The 16,970-nt window shown below is 60.1% G+C and carries 17 protein-coding genes, 1 tRNA gene and 3 pseudogenes; 7 read left to right on the plus strand and 14 right to left on the minus strand.

The window, feature by feature from the left end:
- Positions 1-12: 12 nt before the first annotated feature.
- The 4 genes and pseudogenes from HMPREF2935_RS07690 to HMPREF2935_RS07705 form a co-directional block, all read right to left on the minus strand.
- Positions 13-1,982 (minus strand): annotated as a pseudogene (locus HMPREF2935_RS07690) (galactan 5-O-arabinofuranosyltransferase).
- Positions 1,983-2,019: 37 nt separating this feature from the next.
- Complete coding sequence (locus HMPREF2935_RS07695; protein WP_061919989.1) at positions 2,020-2,778, minus strand: decaprenylphospho-beta-D-erythro-pentofuranosid-2-ulose 2-reductase; 759 nt, start codon at positions 2,776-2,778, stop codon at positions 2,020-2,022.
- Between the two features lie 47 nt (positions 2,779-2,825).
- A complete protein-coding gene (locus tag HMPREF2935_RS07700; protein WP_061919991.1) occupies positions 2,826-4,241 on the minus strand; it encodes a decaprenylphosphoryl-beta-D-ribose oxidase in 1,416 nt (471 codons plus the stop codon).
- 144 nt (positions 4,242-4,385) lie between these two features.
- Positions 4,386-4,664 carry a hypothetical protein gene (locus tag HMPREF2935_RS07705; RefSeq protein WP_061919993.1) on the minus strand — a complete coding sequence of 93 codons (279 nt, stop codon included), beginning with the start codon at positions 4,662-4,664 and terminating at the stop codon, positions 4,386-4,388.
- Positions 4,665-4,698: 34 nt separating this feature from the next.
- Here HMPREF2935_RS07705 and HMPREF2935_RS07710 point away from each other — a divergent pair, with 34 nt between their 5' ends.
- The 4 genes and pseudogenes from HMPREF2935_RS07710 (at position 4,699) to HMPREF2935_RS07725 (ending at position 7,030) form a co-directional block, all read left to right on the plus strand.
- The gene (locus HMPREF2935_RS07710; protein WP_070732678.1) at positions 4,699-5,163 is read left to right on the plus strand and encodes a hypothetical protein; all 465 of its coding nucleotides are present in this window, start codon (positions 4,699-4,701) and stop codon (positions 5,161-5,163) included.
- Positions 5,164-5,218: 55 nt separating this feature from the next.
- Positions 5,219-6,109, plus strand: a complete 891-nt coding sequence (locus tag HMPREF2935_RS07715; RefSeq protein ID WP_061919998.1) for a plasmid pRiA4b ORF-3 family protein — start codon at positions 5,219-5,221, stop codon at positions 6,107-6,109.
- A 71-nt stretch (positions 6,110-6,180) separates the two neighbouring features.
- Positions 6,181-6,569 (plus strand): annotated as a pseudogene (locus tag HMPREF2935_RS07720) (GtrA family protein).
- Positions 6,569-7,030, plus strand: a complete 462-nt coding sequence (locus HMPREF2935_RS07725) for a GtrA family protein (RefSeq protein ID WP_061920000.1) — start codon at positions 6,569-6,571, stop codon at positions 7,028-7,030. The pseudogene HMPREF2935_RS07720 and the gene HMPREF2935_RS07725 overlap by 1 nt, the downstream one beginning before the upstream one ends.
- On the opposite strand, the gene HMPREF2935_RS07730 is transcribed toward HMPREF2935_RS07725, so the two are convergent.
- The 3 genes from HMPREF2935_RS07730 to HMPREF2935_RS07740 all read right to left on the minus strand — a co-directional run bounded on the left by HMPREF2935_RS07730 (position 7,031) and on the right by HMPREF2935_RS07740 (position 9,779).
- Positions 7,031-7,936, minus strand: coding sequence for a galactofuranosyltransferase GlfT1 (locus HMPREF2935_RS07730; protein ID WP_061920002.1), 906 nt, complete (start codon positions 7,934-7,936; stop codon positions 7,031-7,033). It lies immediately after the preceding gene.
- Positions 7,937-8,104: 168 nt separating this feature from the next.
- Positions 8,105-8,899, minus strand: coding sequence for a galactan export ABC transporter ATP-binding subunit Wzt/RfbE (locus HMPREF2935_RS07735; RefSeq protein ID WP_061920004.1), 795 nt, complete (start codon positions 8,897-8,899; stop codon positions 8,105-8,107).
- A 28-nt stretch (positions 8,900-8,927) separates the two neighbouring features.
- Positions 8,928-9,779, minus strand: a complete 852-nt coding sequence (locus HMPREF2935_RS07740) for a galactan export ABC transporter permease subunit Wzm/RfbD (RefSeq protein WP_062039227.1) — start codon at positions 9,777-9,779, stop codon at positions 8,928-8,930.
- 240 nt (positions 9,780-10,019) lie between these two features.
- Between HMPREF2935_RS07740 and HMPREF2935_RS07745 the strand changes: the two genes are divergently transcribed.
- Positions 10,020-11,276: an aminotransferase class V-fold PLP-dependent enzyme gene (locus tag HMPREF2935_RS07745; RefSeq protein ID WP_062042737.1), complete on the plus strand. Its 1,257-nt coding sequence runs from the start codon at positions 10,020-10,022 to the stop codon at positions 11,274-11,276.
- 24 nt (positions 11,277-11,300) lie between these two features.
- On the opposite strand, the gene HMPREF2935_RS07750 is transcribed toward HMPREF2935_RS07745, so the two are convergent.
- Entirely contained in the window at positions 11,301-12,260 is a 960-nt protein-coding gene (locus tag HMPREF2935_RS07750) for an NAD(P)H-quinone oxidoreductase (protein ID WP_070732679.1), read from the minus strand.
- 82 nt (positions 12,261-12,342) lie between these two features.
- Here HMPREF2935_RS07750 and HMPREF2935_RS07755 point away from each other — a divergent pair.
- Positions 12,343-12,427, plus strand: a tRNA-Ser gene (locus tag HMPREF2935_RS07755).
- Between the two features lie 202 nt (positions 12,428-12,629).
- On the opposite strand, the gene HMPREF2935_RS07760 is transcribed toward HMPREF2935_RS07755, so the two are convergent.
- The 5 genes and pseudogenes from HMPREF2935_RS07760 to HMPREF2935_RS13595 all read right to left on the minus strand — a co-directional run.
- Positions 12,630-13,634 (minus strand): ThiF family adenylyltransferase, encoded by a 1,005-nt coding sequence (locus HMPREF2935_RS07760; RefSeq protein WP_070497509.1) that lies wholly within the window; start codon positions 13,632-13,634, stop codon positions 12,630-12,632.
- Positions 13,631-14,077, minus strand: coding sequence for a molybdenum cofactor biosynthesis protein MoaE (locus tag HMPREF2935_RS07765; RefSeq protein ID WP_070497511.1), 447 nt, complete (start codon positions 14,075-14,077; stop codon positions 13,631-13,633). The genes HMPREF2935_RS07760 and HMPREF2935_RS07765 overlap by 4 nt, the downstream gene beginning before the upstream one ends.
- Positions 14,067-14,537, minus strand: coding sequence for a MogA/MoaB family molybdenum cofactor biosynthesis protein (locus HMPREF2935_RS07770; RefSeq protein ID WP_062036266.1), 471 nt, complete (start codon positions 14,535-14,537; stop codon positions 14,067-14,069). Before HMPREF2935_RS07770 ends, HMPREF2935_RS07765 begins: the two co-directional genes overlap by 11 nt.
- Positions 14,537-15,262, minus strand: a complete 726-nt coding sequence (locus HMPREF2935_RS13590) for a molybdopterin-binding protein (protein WP_371326236.1) — start codon at positions 15,260-15,262, stop codon at positions 14,537-14,539. Before HMPREF2935_RS13590 ends, HMPREF2935_RS07770 begins: the two co-directional genes overlap by 1 nt.
- A 3-nt stretch (positions 15,263-15,265) precedes the next feature.
- Positions 15,266-15,689: pseudogene (locus tag HMPREF2935_RS13595) on the minus strand (molybdopterin molybdenumtransferase MoeA); the annotation flags it as partial.
- 84 nt (positions 15,690-15,773) lie between these two features.
- On the opposite strand from HMPREF2935_RS13595, the gene HMPREF2935_RS07780 reads away from it, so the two are divergent.
- Positions 15,774-16,031, plus strand: a complete 258-nt coding sequence (locus tag HMPREF2935_RS07780) for a MoaD/ThiS family protein (RefSeq protein ID WP_070732691.1) — start codon at positions 15,774-15,776, stop codon at positions 16,029-16,031.
- Positions 16,032-16,220: 189 nt separating this feature from the next.
- Here HMPREF2935_RS07780 and HMPREF2935_RS07785 read toward each other — a convergent pair.
- Positions 16,221-16,970: hypothetical protein (locus tag HMPREF2935_RS07785; protein ID WP_210400734.1), on the minus strand; the 750-nt coding region annotated here is incomplete at its 5' end.

Raw genomic sequence — 16,970 nt, forward strand, 5'->3', positions numbered from 1 at the left:
CGGCCCCTAGAGTTAGTGAGAACGCACCGCCACCACGAATGGGCCAACCTGCTTGGTATCCCAGCCTTCCTCGAAGACATCTGGGTTGAAGAAGACCGCACGGTAACGCACGTTGGGCTGATTGGGATAGATATCCTCAGCCAGGTGGATCTTGAAGCCATCGCCCGGCTCTTCGAGGCTGCCGCGGAAGATGACAACATCGGGACCATTCCACTTCGCGGAATCGATCGCCTTCTGGAACTCGGCCGGCGTTTGCTCCCAGGAGTCCTTGCCCCAGGCTTCGATCTGCGCGTTGCGGGCGCTGAACTCACCCAGTGGGTTGGCGTAGTGGCTGGTAAAGGCGTTGAAACCCCAGTATGGGTGATAAGCCATAAACAGCTTCTCGTCCGTCATGACCGTGGTCGCATTCGGCGCGTAGCCGTGCGAGTCGATGAACTCACGGATCTTCAGGTAGTCCTGAGAGGAATCACTGGCAAAGCGGTCGGCGCGCTCGCCGTTGCCGTCGGTATCGGTATAAGCGTGGTCGAGGGCATCCTCGTTGGCTTCCGGGATGTGCTGCGCGTAGTAGATTCCGCCGAATACCAAGAAGATGGCGAACACCGCGGTGATGCGCTTGTTGGTGGTCTCACTAAAGCGCGCCGGGTACAACGTGGGAATGCCCAGCAGGCGGATTTCTGCCAGACAAAGAACGCCGGCGGTGGCGAAAGCAGCACGATGATGCTCTCCAGGCGGAAGCCCAGCAGGGTGGAGCCGGCCAGGGTGACCACCATGGACATCACGACCCAGAGGTAGGTACCCAAGGTGGCGATGACGAGGGCGCGTACTGCGGCGTCTTCCAGGCGCATGGCCATGTAGATAAGGCCGATGAGGCAGAGCGCGCCGATGATGCTGAAGGAGAGGAAAGGCACCGGAATTTGGGTTCCTTCCTCCGGCAGGTAATGCTGAGCGGCGGACTCCAGTGGCGCCTCTGCGCGGAAGGTGGCGAGCAGATAAGGCGTCCAGGCAACGGCGGCGATGGCCAGCGAGCCGACGCCGATGACCACCAGGTGCATGAGGGGGCGCAGGGAGCGCTCGTAGATTGCGGTGGCGATAGCAACCAACGAGACCACGGTCAGTGCGATGGCGCCGGTGAACAAGGTGTAGAAGCAGGCGGAGAAACCCAGGTACAGGGCCACGCCCAAGGTAGAAAGCCAGGAGCCGTTGAAGGCGCGGGCAGCCAGCACAGCTACTGCCGGAACGCCCATGGCGATGACCGCGGAATAAGGCTCCTCAGCGTTGACCGTGAGCGTGACGGCGGTGGTCACGAGCGCGATTGCGGTGGCAACTGGAAGCGAGCCCACCAAGCGCTGCCAGAGCGGAACGAGCAGGCAGCCACACATCGAGATAGAAATCAGCGCCCACGGCTGGAAGACCTCCCAACCAGGCATGTGCAAAAGGTTGGCCACGCGGCCGCCGAGCCAGAACCAGCCCATGGGATAGAAGGTGGGAAGGCCCTCGTAGTTCATGTCGGCGTAGCCCATCTGATCCGTGGTGCGGGTCAGGAACTGGGTGCGGAAGACCTGGTCCACCTGCACTCCGTCCAGCCACAGCTTGGAGGCGGAAAGCGGCAGACCGATGGCAGAAAGCACTAGCAAGGCAGGCGAGAGATAGCACGCCGCGTAGGTCAGCCACGTGCGCCACTTAGGCCGTGTGAAAGCAGGACGGTGGGTGTCATAAATCCACTTCACGCAGAGCACGCCGACCAGCAAGAGGGTCAAAACAATGCCGACCGTGCACAGTGCACGGGTGACCATGGAGGTACTAAAAGCTGGCAGGGAGACCGTCTTGAAGGCATAAAAACCGAGGAGAGCGACGACCGCCCCGCCAAGGGCAGCCGCCGCTATGCCCAGCAGAGCCGACTTAGTTGAAAGCTCGTCGGCGTTGTAATCCGTGGCACGGGTGTGTTCAGTGTGCATGGAGTGCATGGTTGCTGGGCTAGTCATGCACACTAGTTTCCCACATTCGGGAGGATTGCTGGAATTAGAAAGGCAGCTTTCGGAAGATGGATTGTGGGATGAACTTGAAGGCCAAGGAGACGTACTCGAACAGTGGGTGCACGTAGATGGACTGCGTGCCGTTCAAGATTGCCTTGACGGTGGCCTTGGCAACATCGTCAACGTTGACGGTCAGCGGTGCCTCGCCAGCGTTTGCGGACATCTTGGTGCGCACCTGGCCCGGACGAACCACGAGGACGTTGGCGCCGGAGCCGCGCAGTGCCTCACCCAGGTTGATGAAGAAGCCATCCACGCCGGCCTTGGAAGCGCCGTAGACAAAGTTGGAGCGGCGCACGCGCATACCCGCCACGGAGGACATGGCGACGATGGTGCCGTGGCCCTGCTCCTTGAACTTCTGGCCCAACAGCACGCCCAGGGAGACCGGGGCGGTGAAGTTGGTCTGTGCGGAAGCGACGGCCTTGGCCTGGTCCTGCCAGAGTTCTTCCTGGTCACCCAGGGTGCCGAAGGCGACGATGGCAACGTCGACGTCGCCGCGGTTCCATGCCTGCTTGACGACGTCCGGGTGGGCCTCGAAGTCAGTTGCGTCAAAGTCGATGACCTCGACGTCAGCACCGCGGGAGGTCAAAGCGGCGGTGGCATCGGCGATGCGCGGGGACTGTGCGCGGGCAGCGAGGGTGACCTTGGCCGGGCCACGCTCCAAGAATTCCTCGACGATGCCGAGGCCGATTTCGGAGGTGCCGCCAAGGAGAAGGATGTGTTGTGCTTGGCCTACTGCATTGAGCATGTGGGTTATTCCTTAAAAATCTTCTGCGTTGTGTTCGGTGCGGACGTTTAGCGCAGCTCGAGGCGGCGGGACATGTCGGATGCGAAGACGCCGGTTGGGTCGATGGCGTTGCGGGTGGCAAGCCAGCCCTCCATGCCCGGGTACATCTTGTGGAAGTTCTCCGCAGAGGTACGGGATTCCTTGGCCAGGTAGAGGCGGCCGCCGAATTCCATGACGCGCTTGTCCAGATCATCAAGGAAGGCGCCGAGGCCTGGCTTGATTGGGAAGTCCACGCAGACGTTCCAGCCCGGCATTGGGTAGGACAGTGGTGCCTTGTTGCCTGGGCCGAAGAGCTTGAACACGTTCAGTGCGGAGTAGTGGCCGGACTTTTGCATGTCACGGATGATCTCCTTGAAAGGCTCAACTGCTTCGGTCGGTACCACGAACTGGTACTGCAGGAAGCCGTTGGAACCGTAGCCGCGGTTCCACTCGCCGATGAGATCCAGCGGCTGGTAGAACTGCGTCAGGTTCTTGATCTTGTTACGAGCCGGCGCGCCCATGAGGTAGTAAGCCTCGCCGATGGCCATCAGGGAGAGCTTGTTCATGGTGAAGTTCGGGAAGATATCCGGCACCGTCATCAGCTGTGGAGCGTTGAACTTCAGCGGATCCTTCGCCAGCTTTGGTGCGAGCTCTTCGAGCTGCGCCAGGGTGGCCAGGCTGCCGCGGGAGATGGTGGAGCGGCCGAGCTTTGGCTCTGGGGAGATGACGTCGAACCAAGCAGAGGAGTAGGTGTAGTTGTGCTCGGAGCCATCCGAGTGGAAGGCTACGGTCTCATCCAGGTTCTCGGTGCGGTCAGTGTCCGCGATGAAGTAGGCGGTCTCGGTCTTGGTCATGCGGATCTGCGCGCGCAGGATGATGCCGGTCAGGCCCATGCCGCCGACGGTGGCCCAGAAGAGCTCTCCGTCTGGATCATCCTTGGAACCGTTAGGCTCCAAGTGGAGTACGCGGCCGTCTGCCACGAGCAGCTCCATGGAGGTGACGTGGTTGCCAAAGGAACCGGCGGAGTGGTGGTTCTTGCCGTGGATATCCGGGCCGATTGCGCCGCCGATGGTGACCTGGCGGGTGCCTGGCAGAACCGGGACCCACAGGCCGTATGGCAGGGCGGCCTTCATCAGCTGATCCAGGGTTACGCCACCGTCTACGTCGACGATTGCGGTTTCCGGATCGATGGAGTGGATCTTGTTTAGCGGCTGCATGTCGATGACCAGGCCGCCGCCGTTTTGAGCAGGGTCACCGTAGGAACGGCCCATTCCGCGGGCGATGACGCCGCGGCGCAGGTGTGCTGGTTTGTCGGAGTTATCTTCTGCTACCTGTGCGACGGCCTTCTTGATGACCTCGACGTCTTCGGTGGACAGTACGTGGGCAGTCGTCGGCGCGGTGCGGCCCCAGCCGTGCAGGGACTTTTCGGTGGTATGTAGTTCCATCTCTTACTCTTTACTCGACGTGATATGTCGTTCCTAGCCTACTCACCAACACGGACACGTGACGTGTGTGACGTTAGTGATATTTGGAACATGTTCGGGCATCGGCCGTGCCCGAATGTGTTGATTTGGCCTTCTAAAACAGATCTAATACAGATCCATGAGCTCGCGGATCTCTGCTGGGAGCTGCTCCTGGGAGGTAATCTCCGGGCCCTTGTAGGAACGCAGAATCTCATAGACCCGACGGCGCGAAGTGGAATCGAGGATAGGCAGCTCCTCAGCCATCAGGCGCGTCATAAACCCATCGAGCGGGAGATTGGTGTGCTCGGTGGCCAGGAAGTGGCCGTTGTACTTGTCGTCTTCAGCGCGTTCGTCTTGGGCTGCGCGCTGGGCAGGGGTTAGGTGCTCTTTCTTTGAGGAGTACATGCGCTTTAGCTTAGTGCCGCATAAAGTAATCCCCATGACTGAGCAAGACTCCGCACAAGAAACCGAGCGCGTCGACCGCTACGCACTCGATGACACCCTGTCTGGCCGCATAACGCAATCGCTGGCTTTGGGCCTTATGACCTCCTATCCAGATTGGATCAAGAATAAGAAGGCACTCGTCGCCGCTTATATCGGCTCGTTTCTGGGCTTCGGCGCGCTGGTTGCGGTGACCAATGCACAGAGCGAGCAGGAAGAACAGCAGCCGGTGCAGGCACAAGAACAAGAGATGGACGTGAAGGCCTGGGCAGCATTTGTTGCCGTGGTACTGGTTCTCATCGCCGGTGGTTTCATCAACGTCAAGGTTGCGCAGGCCATGGTCAAGCCCCTGCGCAAGCGCGGTGTGCAGAAGCCATGGACCACTCTGGGGGCCATCGGCGCGGGCCTGCTTTTTGTGGTGAGCGAGCTGGAAGCACGCGACATCGCCAAGCGCGCGGCGTAGCCTCACGCGCTTACCTCCACAACTTTGACCCGCAACTTTGCGTATGGTGGGGCCCATGAGCCTCGGGGTCACAGATTTGAGTACGGCACGCGCCAAGCGTGACAACTCTATCGTGACCCTGCGCCGCGAGCCCCTCACCGTCATCTGCCAGGTTTCCAACGTGAGCGCGGACGTCGAAGTCCACCGCCAAATCGGGTTTTCTGACGCCCTTACCTTTGAGCAACTCCACCACGTGCTCGAAGTCTGCTTCGGGCTTCCCGATGAAGATTCGCCGTGGCACTTCTTTGAACACCATGAAGCCCGCGGGGCCCGCATCGATCCCAAGCATCAAGTCTCCGAGTTTTTGTGGCGTGAGGGCGTGCAGCTGGACTATGCCTGGGGGTTGTGGGACTTTAGCCTGGTTGTGGTTGACATTTACCCGCGCGATTCCGGTACCCCTGAATCATTGTGTGTAGGCGGATCGGGCGCCTTCACGCAGCCTTTCGATCTTACTGCCATCAATGCGCAATTAACTGGCCAAGAGACCATCGATGAAGTGCTCAACATCGTGACCCCGCCGGTGCGTGCGCTCATCCAGCGCAGCAAGCTTTTTGATTTCGTGCCGCTGCTGCAGGCGCTCGATTTAGAGCGCAGTGATTCAAACGCGCCTTTATCAGTCCTAGATTCTTTGCCGCGGGAAGTTACCGCAGAAGGCCAGGACTCGTTTTGGTCCATGGTCTTAGCGCTGACCTGCATGGGCGGGCGGGAGCTTAGCAATTCCGTGGCAGAGTCCACGATGGATGCCTTGGGTTGGGTCTCTGATGAAGGCAAGCTCTTAACAGGCGAGGAAATACGCGAGTTGTGTAGCGCTTCGCTTTCTGTGCTTGCAAGCGTGGGCGCCTATGGGGATGAGGCACTAGCACCGGTGGATCGTCTTGACATTTACCGTGCCCTACTGCGCAGGTAGGCTTTTTAGCCGTGACTGATAAAAATCCTTCTGACGCGGCGCCCCGCGACGTCGAGGTGCGCCGCACCTCGCTGGCGACGCAGCTTTTCCGTTTCGTATTCGTGGGTGTGTTCACAGCGGCAATTGACTACGGACTTACTTTGTTGCTGACCCATTTGGCCTGCACCGTTCTGCGGCAAAGGCAATCGGTTGGGTCTTTGGCACCATCGCTGCGTACGTTGCCAATGCGCGTTGGACTTTCGGCGCGCAGGTCTCCGGCCGTACTGCGGGTGCCGTGGCGGCGTTGTATGCCTCGACCTTTGCGGTACAGAACTTTCTGTACTGGGTGCTCAACGAGCCGCTGATTTCTATGGGCTTTGAGGGAGCAGTCAAAGACACCATCGCGTTTGTCATCGCGCAGGGTGTGGCTACAGTAACCAACTTTGCCATTCAGCGCATCTTCATCTTTAAGGGAGATTAATGGTGACCAGCGCAGAGAAACTCTCACGCTCGAATTCCCTGCAGGCGCAGGGAACCAAGTTTGTTATTACGGGCGTAATCTCTGCGATCGTTGATGCTGGCCTAACGTGGCTTCTGCAGCTGGGCTTGGGGCTGCTTGATAAAGATGGCGCCCGCACCGTTGGCTTTATCTTTGGCACGCTCGTGGCGTACTTGCTCAATCGCCGTTGGACGTTCAACGCCAAAGCCTCCAAACGCCGCCTTGTGGCAGTGGCGGCGACGTACGCCCTGACTTATTTGGTCAACATGGTGATCTACCGCCGGGCTTTTAACTTCTTTGACGAGGACCTGGCTTGGTCATCCACGTTGGCGCTGGTCGCGGCGTATGTCCTTGCGCAGGGCACGGCCACCATCATCAACTTCTTCGTGCAGCGCTGGGTGATCTTCCGCCGCACCCGGAAATCCTTCGTGGTGGAGGATTAGTTAGGGGCGGCGGAAGTCTTCCTTGCGGCCCTGGTTATGCAGGCGAAGCCACTCTATAAAGCCTTGTGGATCGCGTTTTTGGACGAGGAAGAACCAACCAAAGCGCGCGAATTCTTGGGGCAGGAGCTTGCGCATGCCGCGCTGCCAGAGCAGATAGCCGCGGTTGCGGTAGGTAAAGAACCTCTTGAACTCGCCGTCTGGGTACTGGGTGTGCATCTTGCCGCCAAGAATCGGCTTGAACTCGTCGGAGCCATCCGGGTGTAGGTAGCTGGTGGTCAGCGCGGTGCCGAACTTGAGGCCCGAGCCTGCTAGGCGGCGGTGGTATTCCACCTCGTCGCCACGGATGAAGAGGCGATAATCTGGTACACCGATTATCTGCATGGCTTCCGCCGAAATCAGCGCGCCGTTGAAAAGCGATGCAATGCCTGGCAGGAAGTCTCCCTCGAGCTCGCTCATGTAGCGGCGCCACACGAGGCCCTGGCGCAGCGGGAAGGCCAGACGGGCTGGTTCGTTGATGTTGCACACGGCAGGGGAGACCTCGTGCAAGCCGTTGGCTTCCGCCACGCGGTAGAGCTCTGCGAGCACGTTTTTATCGGCGGGGCGGCCGTCGTCGTCGGCGCACCACACGGCGTCGGCGCCCAACGAAAGAGCCGTGAGGAAGCCAAGGGCGAAGCCGCCCGCGCCGCCCAGGTTTGTCTGGGAAGGAACGTAGACGGCGCGGTCACCGGCAATCTCATTGACCAATTCCTCGACTGCGGTCTCGGCCCCATTGTCCACCACGATGATCCACTGCACAGGGTGGGTTTGGTGCGCTACCTGCTCCAATGAGGCGCGAAGCAGTTCCACGCGCTGGTGGGTGACGATTACGGCGGCCGTCGAACCGGCGGCGTTCAAGGTGGCAGTCATGAGCTCTATTCTGCCACCCGTGGCGCCGGGGATAGGCTTTGGACATGGAATTAGAACAGATGTGGCCGCCGTTTGCTGTGCGGATTGATGCCAGTGGCTTTACGACGACACCGGCTACACCATCGAAGTAGAAGGCGTAACCGGTGAGTTAAAGAAGATGCTTGGGGCTTAGTCGTCTTCGTTGTCGAAGCGGCGGCGCAAGTCCTTGACGTATTCGCCTACCTCGGGGCCTTCGTATTGGCCCACGACTTCAGAGACCTCGCCGGCAGAGCGGACGGTGCCGTGGTCAATCCACAGCGCAGTGTTGCACAGCTGGGCCAGGAAGTCATTGGAGTGGGAAGCAAAGACGAGGATGCCGGAGCGCTTAACCAGCTCCTGCAGGCGCACGCGGGCCTTGGCCATGAAGGCGGCGTCGACTGCGCCGATGCCCTCATCGAGCAGCAGGATTTCCGGCTCGATGGAGGTAACCACGCCGAGCGCCAAGCGTACGCGCATACCGGTGGAGTAGGTGCGCAGCGGCATGGCGAGGTAGTCACCCAGTTCAGAGAACTCGGCGATCTCATCCATCTTGTTTTTCATCTGCTTGATGGTCTGGCCCAAGAATAGGCCGCGGATGATGATGTTGTCGTAGCCGGAGACCTCTGGGTCCATGCCCACGCCCAAGTCGAAGACGGGGGCGACGCGGCCGCGAACGTCGGCAGTGCCGCGCGTGGGCTCGTAGATGCCAGAAAGCAGACGCAGCAGCGTGGACTTGCCGGCGCCGTTGTGGCCCACGAGACCTACGCGGTCACCTTCACGGAGGTGAAGGTTGATGTCTTTGAGGGCCTCAACCACGACGGTTTTGTCGGAGTTTTGGCCAATCGCACCGCCGGCTGAGGAAAGTACGGCCTTCTTTAAGGAGCGGGACTTGGCATCAAAGATGGGAAAGTCCACGCAAGCGTTATAAGTATCGATAGAAACCATTGTTGAAGATCCTTTCGTGCAGCTTGCGCTATACCCAGTAGCTCACGCGGAAACGCCATTGGCGCATGGCTAGGCCGGCGACGAGGAGGCCCACGACGGTACACGCGATGACGATAAGCCAGTGGTAGCCCGCGACGGGCTCACCGATCATGGGGGCACGCACGATCTCCATGTAGTGATACAGCGGGTTGATCTCTGCGATGCGAGCGCGGTTGCCCACGGCACCGCCTTGCTCCTTCAAAGTGTTGGTCATCCAGACAATCGGCGTGACGTAGAACAGCAGCTGCGTGAGTGCCTCGAGCAGTGGCGCAATGTCGCGATAGCGGGTTGCCACGATGCCGAAGAACATTGCTACCCACACGCCGTTGACCAGTAGGAGGCCAAGTGCCGGGATGAAGAGGAAGAACTCCCAACCCAGGTGACGCGGGAAGATAAGGATGAGCAGCAACCAGATGATGAGGTTGTGGCCCAAGAATAGCGTCTGGCGCCACACCAGGCGGTAGACGTGCACCGATAGGGGAGCCGGGAGCTGTTTGATGAGGCCCTCGTTGTCAATGAAGACGGTGGAGCCTTCCTTGATTGCGCCCGAGATGAAGTTCCACATGATAAGGCCCACGGTGACGTGAGGCAGGAACTCCGCGACTGGAATCTGGAAGAGCATGGAGTACAAAAGACCCAGTGCTGCTGCCATCACACCGGTGGCGATGGTGATCCAGAAAGGTCCTAGAACCGAGCGGCGGTAGCGTTGCTTGATGTCCTGAATGCCCAGCATGAACCACAATTCGCGCTGTTTGGCGCCTTGGATAAGATCGGCAAAAGCCGACTTCATGGTCATGGACTGGGAGGCCGGTACCGCGCTTTCCTCCGGGGTGGAGGTCATGCGGGCGATGTCGGCGCGCAGTTGGTTGTTATCTTGCACGTCAAAACACCCTAGCGCGCGTGCTGGACAAACGGGTATCTACACGCCGTCTGTACTGGGGGAATGGCTGTAACCTGCAAAAATTCCTTTTTAGGAAACCAAACCCAAAGCCGTATAGAGTAGGGAGTCGACTGCCCCACAGCGGCCCCTACAAACGTTGCGTTTGGGTACCAATGAAAGGCGTAGAGGAAGGTTTTATACATGCCATTAGGCTTGCCAGCACGGTATGACGTCGCCAGTGTGCGAGGTCTTTACACTGGCCTATCGGACGGGTGGACCTACCTCAACGCGAATGCTGCGCCGCAGATCTCTGAACGAGTAGCGGCCGGCGTGGCTCGCTCGTTCCGTATGTCCCCAGCAGTGGCCCCGCAGGAAGATGCCACGGGCGCGCACTCCGCGAATAGCGCGCCGGGCCGGTTGGAGGGCTCTGCGCATTACGACGCCGCGCGCATGGCGATTGCGGATCTTGTTGGCTCGAAGGCCAGCCGCGTGGTCTTAGGCCCTTCGCTGCCGGCTTTGTACCAGACCTTGGCGCGCAGCCTGCGCCCGATGTTGCGTCATAATTCTTCGGTGGTTCTGTCCAAGTTGGATCCGCCGGCGCTGTACTCCGCGTTGTCGGAGCTTGATGCAGAAGTGCGTTGGGCACAGCCGGATCTGGGCACGGGTGAGCTGCCGGCTTTCCAGTACGCCGAGCTTGTCGACGGCTCGACACGCCTGGTCTCCTTCTCCGCAGCGCATGAGCTTTTGGGCACGGTAACGCCCACGACGGAGATTATTGAGAAGATTCGTTCGCGCTCGCGCGCGTGGACGCTTGTCGACGTCTCCGCGCTCGCGCCTTATCGTCCCCTGGACTTTGATGAACTCGGCGCGGACATCATCGGCATTGATATCGGAATGCTCGGCGGCCCGCAGTTAGCGGCCCTAGTATTCCGTGATGAAGCGATGTTCCGCCGCGTCGATGCGCATAGCCCGGTGAAGGCTTCTAATTCTGCGGAAAAACTAGAGACCCCGGTATCTACCGGCCTGGCCGGTGGCGTTGGCCCTCTAGTTGATCACTTGGCAGCGTTGGCTGGCGGTGAAGCTGGTTCGCGCCGTGTGCGCGTGCACAAGTCAATGGAGGCGCTGAATGAGTACTTGGGCGATCTGACCAATGACATGTACGCCTACTTGGAGACCTTGCCGGCCGTCCACATCTTGGGCGTGACGGGTGAGGCCGCCGCCGGCGCTTCAAAGGACCGCCTGCCGCGGCTTACCTTCGCGGTGCAGAACGTACCGGCAGAGACGGTGCACCGCCGCCTCATCGACAACGGCCTGGTCACGACGTTGGCGCTGCGCACCCCGCTTCTTACGGAGATGGGCGCCGACGAAATCGGCGGCGCCGTTACCGTGGCCTTGGGCCCGTTCAACACCCGCCACGATATTGAACACCTCACGCGCGTGGTGGCGTCTTTGGCCTAAGCCAGTAGCTTAGACCAAAGACGTTTAAGACACCGTCAGCACCAGTTTGCCGGTGACGGCGCCGGAGTTTAGTGCCTCGTGCGCAGCGGCGGCCTCGGCCAGCGGGTAAGTGGCGTGGAGATGGTGCTTGACGGTGCCATCTTCCAGCCATGGCCACACGTTGGCGACGGTGTCTGCCACGATTGCGGCTTTGTCCTCAATGCTGCGGGAGCGCAGCGTCGTGCCCTGCAAGGTGAGGCGCTTTGCTAGAACGATGCCCATGTTGAGCTCTTCCTTCGTGCCGCCTTGCAAGCCGATGGTGACCATGTGGCCGTCGGTAGCCAGCGCCTTCAGGTTCTGTTTGAGGTACTTCGCGCCAATGATGTCGAGGATGACATCGCATTGGTTCTTTAGCTCTTCGGCGAAGTCTTGTTCCTTGTAATTAATAAGGATGTCTGCGCCGTAGCTCTTGCAGGTCTCCAGCTTTTCCGCGGAGCCGGCCGTCACCGCAACGGTTGCGCCCAGCGCCTTGGCCACCTGGATGGCGAACAAGCCGATGCCGCCCGCACCTCCATGAATGAGAATGGTTTGCCCAGCATGCAGGTTCGCTTCCATGGCGAGGTTGGACCATACGGTGCAGGCCACCTCGATGACTGAGGCGGTATCGGTAAGCGAAAAGCCCTTCGGAATGGGCAGCAGCTGGCCCGCTGGTACCGCGACATATTCGGCGTAACCACCGCCGGCAAGCAGCGCGCCAACCTGGGTGCCTTCTTTGCACTCGGTGCCATTTGCATCCACGATTTCACCGGCCACCTCTAGGCCGATGGTCTCGGAATCGCCTGCTGGTGGCGGATAGTGTCCGCGCGCTTGCAAGAGGTCGGCGCGGTTTACACCCGCGGCATGGACCTTTACTAGAACTTCTCCGGGGTGGAGCAGCGGCTTTTCGACGGCACCTAGCTCCAGCGCGCCGGGATCTTCAGGGTTGGTCTGCACGATAGCTTTCATGCCCACCCAGCTTAACGAAAACTCCGAGGCCGAATATGATCTGCATCGCTAGGTTTAGTAGGCTTAGTGGGTCGCAAGACAAGGAGACGTGGCAGAGCGGCCGAATGCACTGGTCTTGAAAACCAGCGTGGGTCAAACCACCGCGGGTTCAAATCCCGCCGTCTCCGCCGTGTGAAGTCTCGAGACATCGTTCCTTTGGATGGTGTCTCGAGATTTTTGTTTCCTTCAAACGCCCTTCGCATTGCCAGGCGTGGTTTCATGTACCGATATATGTAAATAGCGGCCAGAAACCTGGTGATTCAGGCACGCTATATACACACAGAGGTACATACGCCGTGGACTGTCTTCGGTGTCCTTAATATGGGGCGCCTACGCGGTATTCTGCTCCAGCCATGCGTTGATGCCGCCGCGCAGGGAGTAGACCTGCGTGTAACCGCGCTCGCGCAGTGCGGCTACGGCTTGGGCGGAGCGGATGCCGCCGGCGCAGTGGATCACGGCGGGTTCGTCGTGGCCGAGCCGGGGATTCTCACCCGCCAGGATGCGGTCCAAAAGGAAGTGCTCGGAGCCGGGAATGGAATGCTCCGCGCGTTCTTCCTCGGTGCGCACATCGATGATGCGGTAGCCGGAGGGGACGGTGCGTACTTCGGGGGCGTCGGCAGGCTGCGTGGGCGTTGCGCCGCCGGCAACCACCGGAATGTACTCCCAAGTGCAGGTCAGCGCATCGAAGTATCCAATCTTTCCGGTCAGCAGCGTGCCCGTACCCGTGAGGTACTTGAGTGCCTCCAATGCCATGGCAGAACCTACCGTGCCCACCACGGGGCCCAGCACGCCGGCTTGGGAACACGAAGGCACCGAGCCAGGGGCAGGTGCCGTGGGAAAGACGTCCTCGTAGACCGGACCGTGCCCAGACCAGAAGACGGAAAGCTGCGCATCGAATCCCAAAATCGACGCCCACACGTGCGGAATACCCAGCTCGTGGCACGCCCAAGAGCACAGGTAGCGGGCTTCAAAATTATCGGTGCCGTCCAAGAGAACGTCGGCTTCAGCCAAGTGCGCAAGCGCCGTGGCGGAGCTTAGGCGCGGGTACTGCAGTACCTGTACCTCCGGGTTGAGCTGATGGATCGTCTCCGCGGCCGACGCAGTCTTCGGCCCACCAATATCGTCCATCCCGTGGATGACTTGGCGTTGCAGATTGGATAGGGAGACCACGTCGTCGTCGAAAAGTAGGATGCGCCCCACACCTGCACCCGCGAGGTAGAGCAGGGCAGGCGAGCCAAGCCCGCCGGCACCGATGACCGCCACCGTTGCATTAGCTAGCTTGGCCTGGCCCTCTGTACCCCACAGGGCCTCTTGGCGTGCGTAGCGCCTACTCATTCCAAGCCCACCCAATTGCTAAAACCATCCGCGTAACGCTGTTCTTTCCAAATCGGCACCTCTGCCTTCACGCGGTTGGCGCACTCTTCCGCAGCCGCGAAAGCGTCCCCGCGGTGGGCCGCGGCAGCGATCACCACGAACGCTGCCTCGCCCACGCGCAGATCACCGGTGCGGTGTGCGCACCACAGGCGGGTATTCGGATGCGCGGCGATGACTTCTTGCGCCACGCGGGAGATCTCGGATTCGGCAGTGGGGTGCGCGGTATAGCGCAAAAGCTCCACGCCGCCGCGCCCGCCATCATGGTTGCGCACGATGCCGTCGAAGGTGACCACGGCACCCATCGCCGGGGTGGAAATATCGGGCTTTTCAATGGGCGAGCTCGTCATCATCGCCCCGATCACCTTTCCGGTATCGGCGCTAACAAAGGCGGGATCAGTGCTCATGCCTTCCTTCCAATTGATCGACGATGTGCGGCAGCAAAGGTTCCAAAACCTTACAACCATCCTTCACCCCGCCCGTGGAACCGGGCAGCGCCATGGCGAAGGTGTGCGCGTTGACGCCGGCGACGGTACGCGAGAGCGCGGCAGTGGGCACGCTTGCCGACGCCGCGTAAAAAGCGTGCGCTATCCCCGGCAGCTCCCGTGCCAGATGCGCGGAGACGGCCTCCACCGTGGCGTCGTCAGGCGAAATGCCCGTGCCGCCGGAAGTTAAAATGACGCTGGGCTGGGCGGCGAAGACCTTATCGAGGGCCTCGGCGATTTCGGCATCGGGTACCACGAGCGCATCCGGGGTATCAAAGCCCATCCGCCGCAGAAAATCCACCGCGATGGGCCCGGAACGATCTTCGTAGATGCCCGCCGCCGCGCGGGTGGAGGCAACCACTACTACTGCACGTCGCGCCATTAGAACGGGATGACCTCAACGACATCGCCCGGCTGCAGCTGTGCGCCGGCCGGGATGCGGATGAGGGCGTTGGCGCTCATGGCCTGCGAAATCAGGTGCGAACCAGTGCCGGCGAAGAGCTCGGCCGTGGCGATACCGTTTTCATAGTCGATGATGCCGCGACGGAACTGGTCGCGGCCTTCCAAGCCGGTGACTGGAACGGTGACCTGCGCGGTGTGTGCGGCCCTGGCGCGACCCAGTGTGGGGCCTACGTAGATGCGGAAGCTGACCAGCGTGGAGACGGGGTTGCCGGGCAGGCAGATAACCGGGACGCTGCCGAGCTTGGACAGTCCCTGCGGTCCGCCGGGCTGCTGTGCCACGTGGCCGAACCAGCCGTCTTCTTCGAAGACCTGGCGCACGACTTCGAACTTGCCGTGGGATACGCCGCCGGAGGTGACGATGGCGTCGGGCTGGTAAACGCGGACCACGCCTTCCAGATCGGAGCGCAGAATGCCTGGGTCATCGTTGGTGCGTACAAAGGCGACGATCTCAATGCCGTACTCGCGGCAGAGAGCAGCGATCATCGGCGCATTCGCATCGGGGATGCTGGCCGCACCTTGGCCGCCGATCTCCGCGCCACCCGTGGCGACCACGATGCGTGCTGGGGCATAGACCTCGACTTCAGTGATGCCTTGGGAGGCCAACGTGCCGATGATGGCTGGGGCCAGCCGTGTGCCTTCCTCCACCAGCACCTTGCCAGCCGCGATGTCGGATCCGGCCTCGCGGATGAACTGGCCCGCCGGAGCTGCCGGAATGGTGACTTTTTCCCCCCTCGCGCGGGAACTGCGGTGGCTCGCATTGCTCCACCGGGACGATGGTCACGGTGTCCTCTGGAACCTTGGCGCCAGTCATGATTGGGGTCGCGATGCCATCCTGTGCCGCGCTGGGCACAGCACCAGCAGCTACCGTCTGGCCGACGGTGAAGGTGCCGCCTTCCGTCGTGGTGATGGCGTAGCCGTCCATCTGCGAGTTATTAAAGCGCGGCATGTCATAAGCTGCGGCGATGGTGCGCGCGAGGATCAAGCCATCGACCTCCAGCAGTGAGCGCGTCACCACCGTTGGCGCAGGTAGTGCCCCACGGATAGCTGCTAGGTGTTCTTCGTAACTGCGCATGCTGGCGTGCCTCTCTTTATGTGCCTGGTTAACCTCTTCAATTTTAACGGCACTTTCAATGCAAAAACTGGCATAGTGGCAGACATGGTTGAAATTCACTATTTCGCCGCCGCCCGCGCAGCGGCAGGTGTAAGCCACGAACAGATTGCAGCTCCTGCAACGCTTGGCGAGCTGCTGGACACCGTGGCCGCAGAGCGCAGTGGCACCACCGAGGCCGGCATGAACTTGGGCGAGGTACTAGACCGCTGCACCTTCCTGGTGGATGGCAAAAACGCCGAACGCGCCGCCTCCCTCACGGGTGCGACGCGTGTTGACGTGTTGCCGCCTTTTGCAGGCGGGTAGGGCTGGTGGTCTAGTGTCCTGTATCGGCCCTCAGGGCATTTACGTCCGACAACAAACTCTGCCGAGTATCAACTAGCCTCCAACAAAGTTGGTCTGGTCTGTTCCTAGGCGTTTAGCACTTCAAGGAGCTGATTCCGGTATTGCATTGTGAGGGTGTCTGTTTCAGTACAACTAGGGGGAGCAGTTTACTTACTTCTGTGGTGTGCAAACATAAGGGGGGTTCATTCCTGGGACAGGATTTTGCCAAAGGATGATTCCCTGGTCATTCCAGTCGCATAAAGCTCCTGCTGCAACAAGGGCCCCTAGTCCTACTGCAACCCATCCAGCAACTGAAGCTGCGAGTCCTTCTGCAATGATTTCTTTTGTCACCGCGCCAGCGGCGCCTCCGGCAGTGAAAATTTTAGTAGCTTTAGAAACCACATTGTGACTCAGATAAACTTTTACGACTGGCCCCCAGTGGGACACCTTTGTTTCATTTCCGTATGTGGTAAAAGTAGGGTGTCCAGCCGGGTCGACGGCTGAATTATTCTGTTGAATAAATTCATCGATCCTGGTAGCGCCGTCTTTATTTGCTGAGCGAACATCCGCGGGGATAACCGCAGTGGCGAGTCCTTTTTCGTCATACTTGATATATTGGCCGAGCTTCTCGAAAGCTTCACGATCTGCTTCAGATCGGTATTCGACATAGGTTTTATCGGACTCTTCCACTGGCAATTTCGATGTGGATGCTTTCGTTGTTTGATTATGCGTTGCTTCAGTAGCGGGAGCAGTGTCTGCCTGTGCCAATGGTGTTGCGCCAATTGCAAGACCGAGCATCACAGTCGACAAGAGGACTCCTGGATTGCGCAAAGATTTCATGGAAGTGAACCTTTCTGGTTGATAGACGAGTTCCACAATGCTGGCTAATGGACCTGACCCCTGTTTGGTAGACACCTGATA

The sequence above is a fragment of the Corynebacterium sp. HMSC076D02 genome (genome assembly GCF_001813815.1).
In the GTDB taxonomy this organism is placed as follows: Bacteria; Actinomycetota; Actinomycetes; order Mycobacteriales; family Mycobacteriaceae; genus Corynebacterium; species Corynebacterium simulans.

What these genes read in the sequence shown, in the direction of transcription:
- HMPREF2935_RS07760 (WP_070497509.1), bottom strand. Translation starts at nt 13,634, where the DNA reads ATGAGTAGGCGCTACGCACGCCAAGAGGCCCTGTGGGGTACAGAGGGC.
- HMPREF2935_RS07750 (WP_070732679.1), bottom strand. Translation starts at nt 12,260, where the DNA reads ATGAAAGCTATCGTGCAGACCAACCCTGAAGATCCCGGCGCGCTGGAG.
- HMPREF2935_RS07780 (WP_070732691.1), top strand. Translation starts at nt 15,774, where the DNA reads ATGGTTGAAATTCACTATTTCGCCGCCGCCCGCGCAGCGGCAGGTGTA.
- HMPREF2935_RS07730 (WP_061920002.1), bottom strand. Translation starts at nt 7,936, where the DNA reads ATGACTGCCACCTTGAACGCCGCCGGTTCGACGGCCGCCGTAATCGTC.
- HMPREF2935_RS07745 (WP_062042737.1), top strand. Translation starts at nt 10,020, where the DNA reads ATGCCATTAGGCTTGCCAGCACGGTATGACGTCGCCAGTGTGCGAGGT.
- HMPREF2935_RS07735 (WP_061920004.1), bottom strand. Translation starts at nt 8,899, where the DNA reads ATGGTTTCTATCGATACTTATAACGCTTGCGTGGACTTTCCCATCTTT.
- HMPREF2935_RS07710 (WP_070732678.1), top strand. Translation starts at nt 4,699, where the DNA reads ATGACTGAGCAAGACTCCGCACAAGAAACCGAGCGCGTCGACCGCTAC.
- HMPREF2935_RS07765 (WP_070497511.1), bottom strand. Translation starts at nt 14,077, where the DNA reads ATGAGCACTGATCCCGCCTTTGTTAGCGCCGATACCGGAAAGGTGATC.
- HMPREF2935_RS07770 (WP_062036266.1), bottom strand. Translation starts at nt 14,537, where the DNA reads ATGGCGCGACGTGCAGTAGTAGTGGTTGCCTCCACCCGCGCGGCGGCG.
- HMPREF2935_RS07705 (WP_061919993.1), bottom strand. Translation starts at nt 4,664, where the DNA reads ATGTACTCCTCAAAGAAAGAGCACCTAACCCCTGCCCAGCGCGCAGCC.
- HMPREF2935_RS07695 (WP_061919989.1), bottom strand. Translation starts at nt 2,778, where the DNA reads ATGCTCAATGCAGTAGGCCAAGCACAACACATCCTTCTCCTTGGCGGC.
- HMPREF2935_RS07700 (WP_061919991.1), bottom strand. Translation starts at nt 4,241, where the DNA reads ATGGAACTACATACCACCGAAAAGTCCCTGCACGGCTGGGGCCGCACC.
- HMPREF2935_RS07740 (WP_062039227.1), bottom strand. Translation starts at nt 9,779, where the DNA reads ATGACCTCCACCCCGGAGGAAAGCGCGGTACCGGCCTCCCAGTCCATG.
- HMPREF2935_RS07715 (WP_061919998.1), top strand. Translation starts at nt 5,219, where the DNA reads ATGAGCCTCGGGGTCACAGATTTGAGTACGGCACGCGCCAAGCGTGAC.
- HMPREF2935_RS07725 (WP_061920000.1), top strand. Translation starts at nt 6,569, where the DNA reads ATGGTGACCAGCGCAGAGAAACTCTCACGCTCGAATTCCCTGCAGGCG.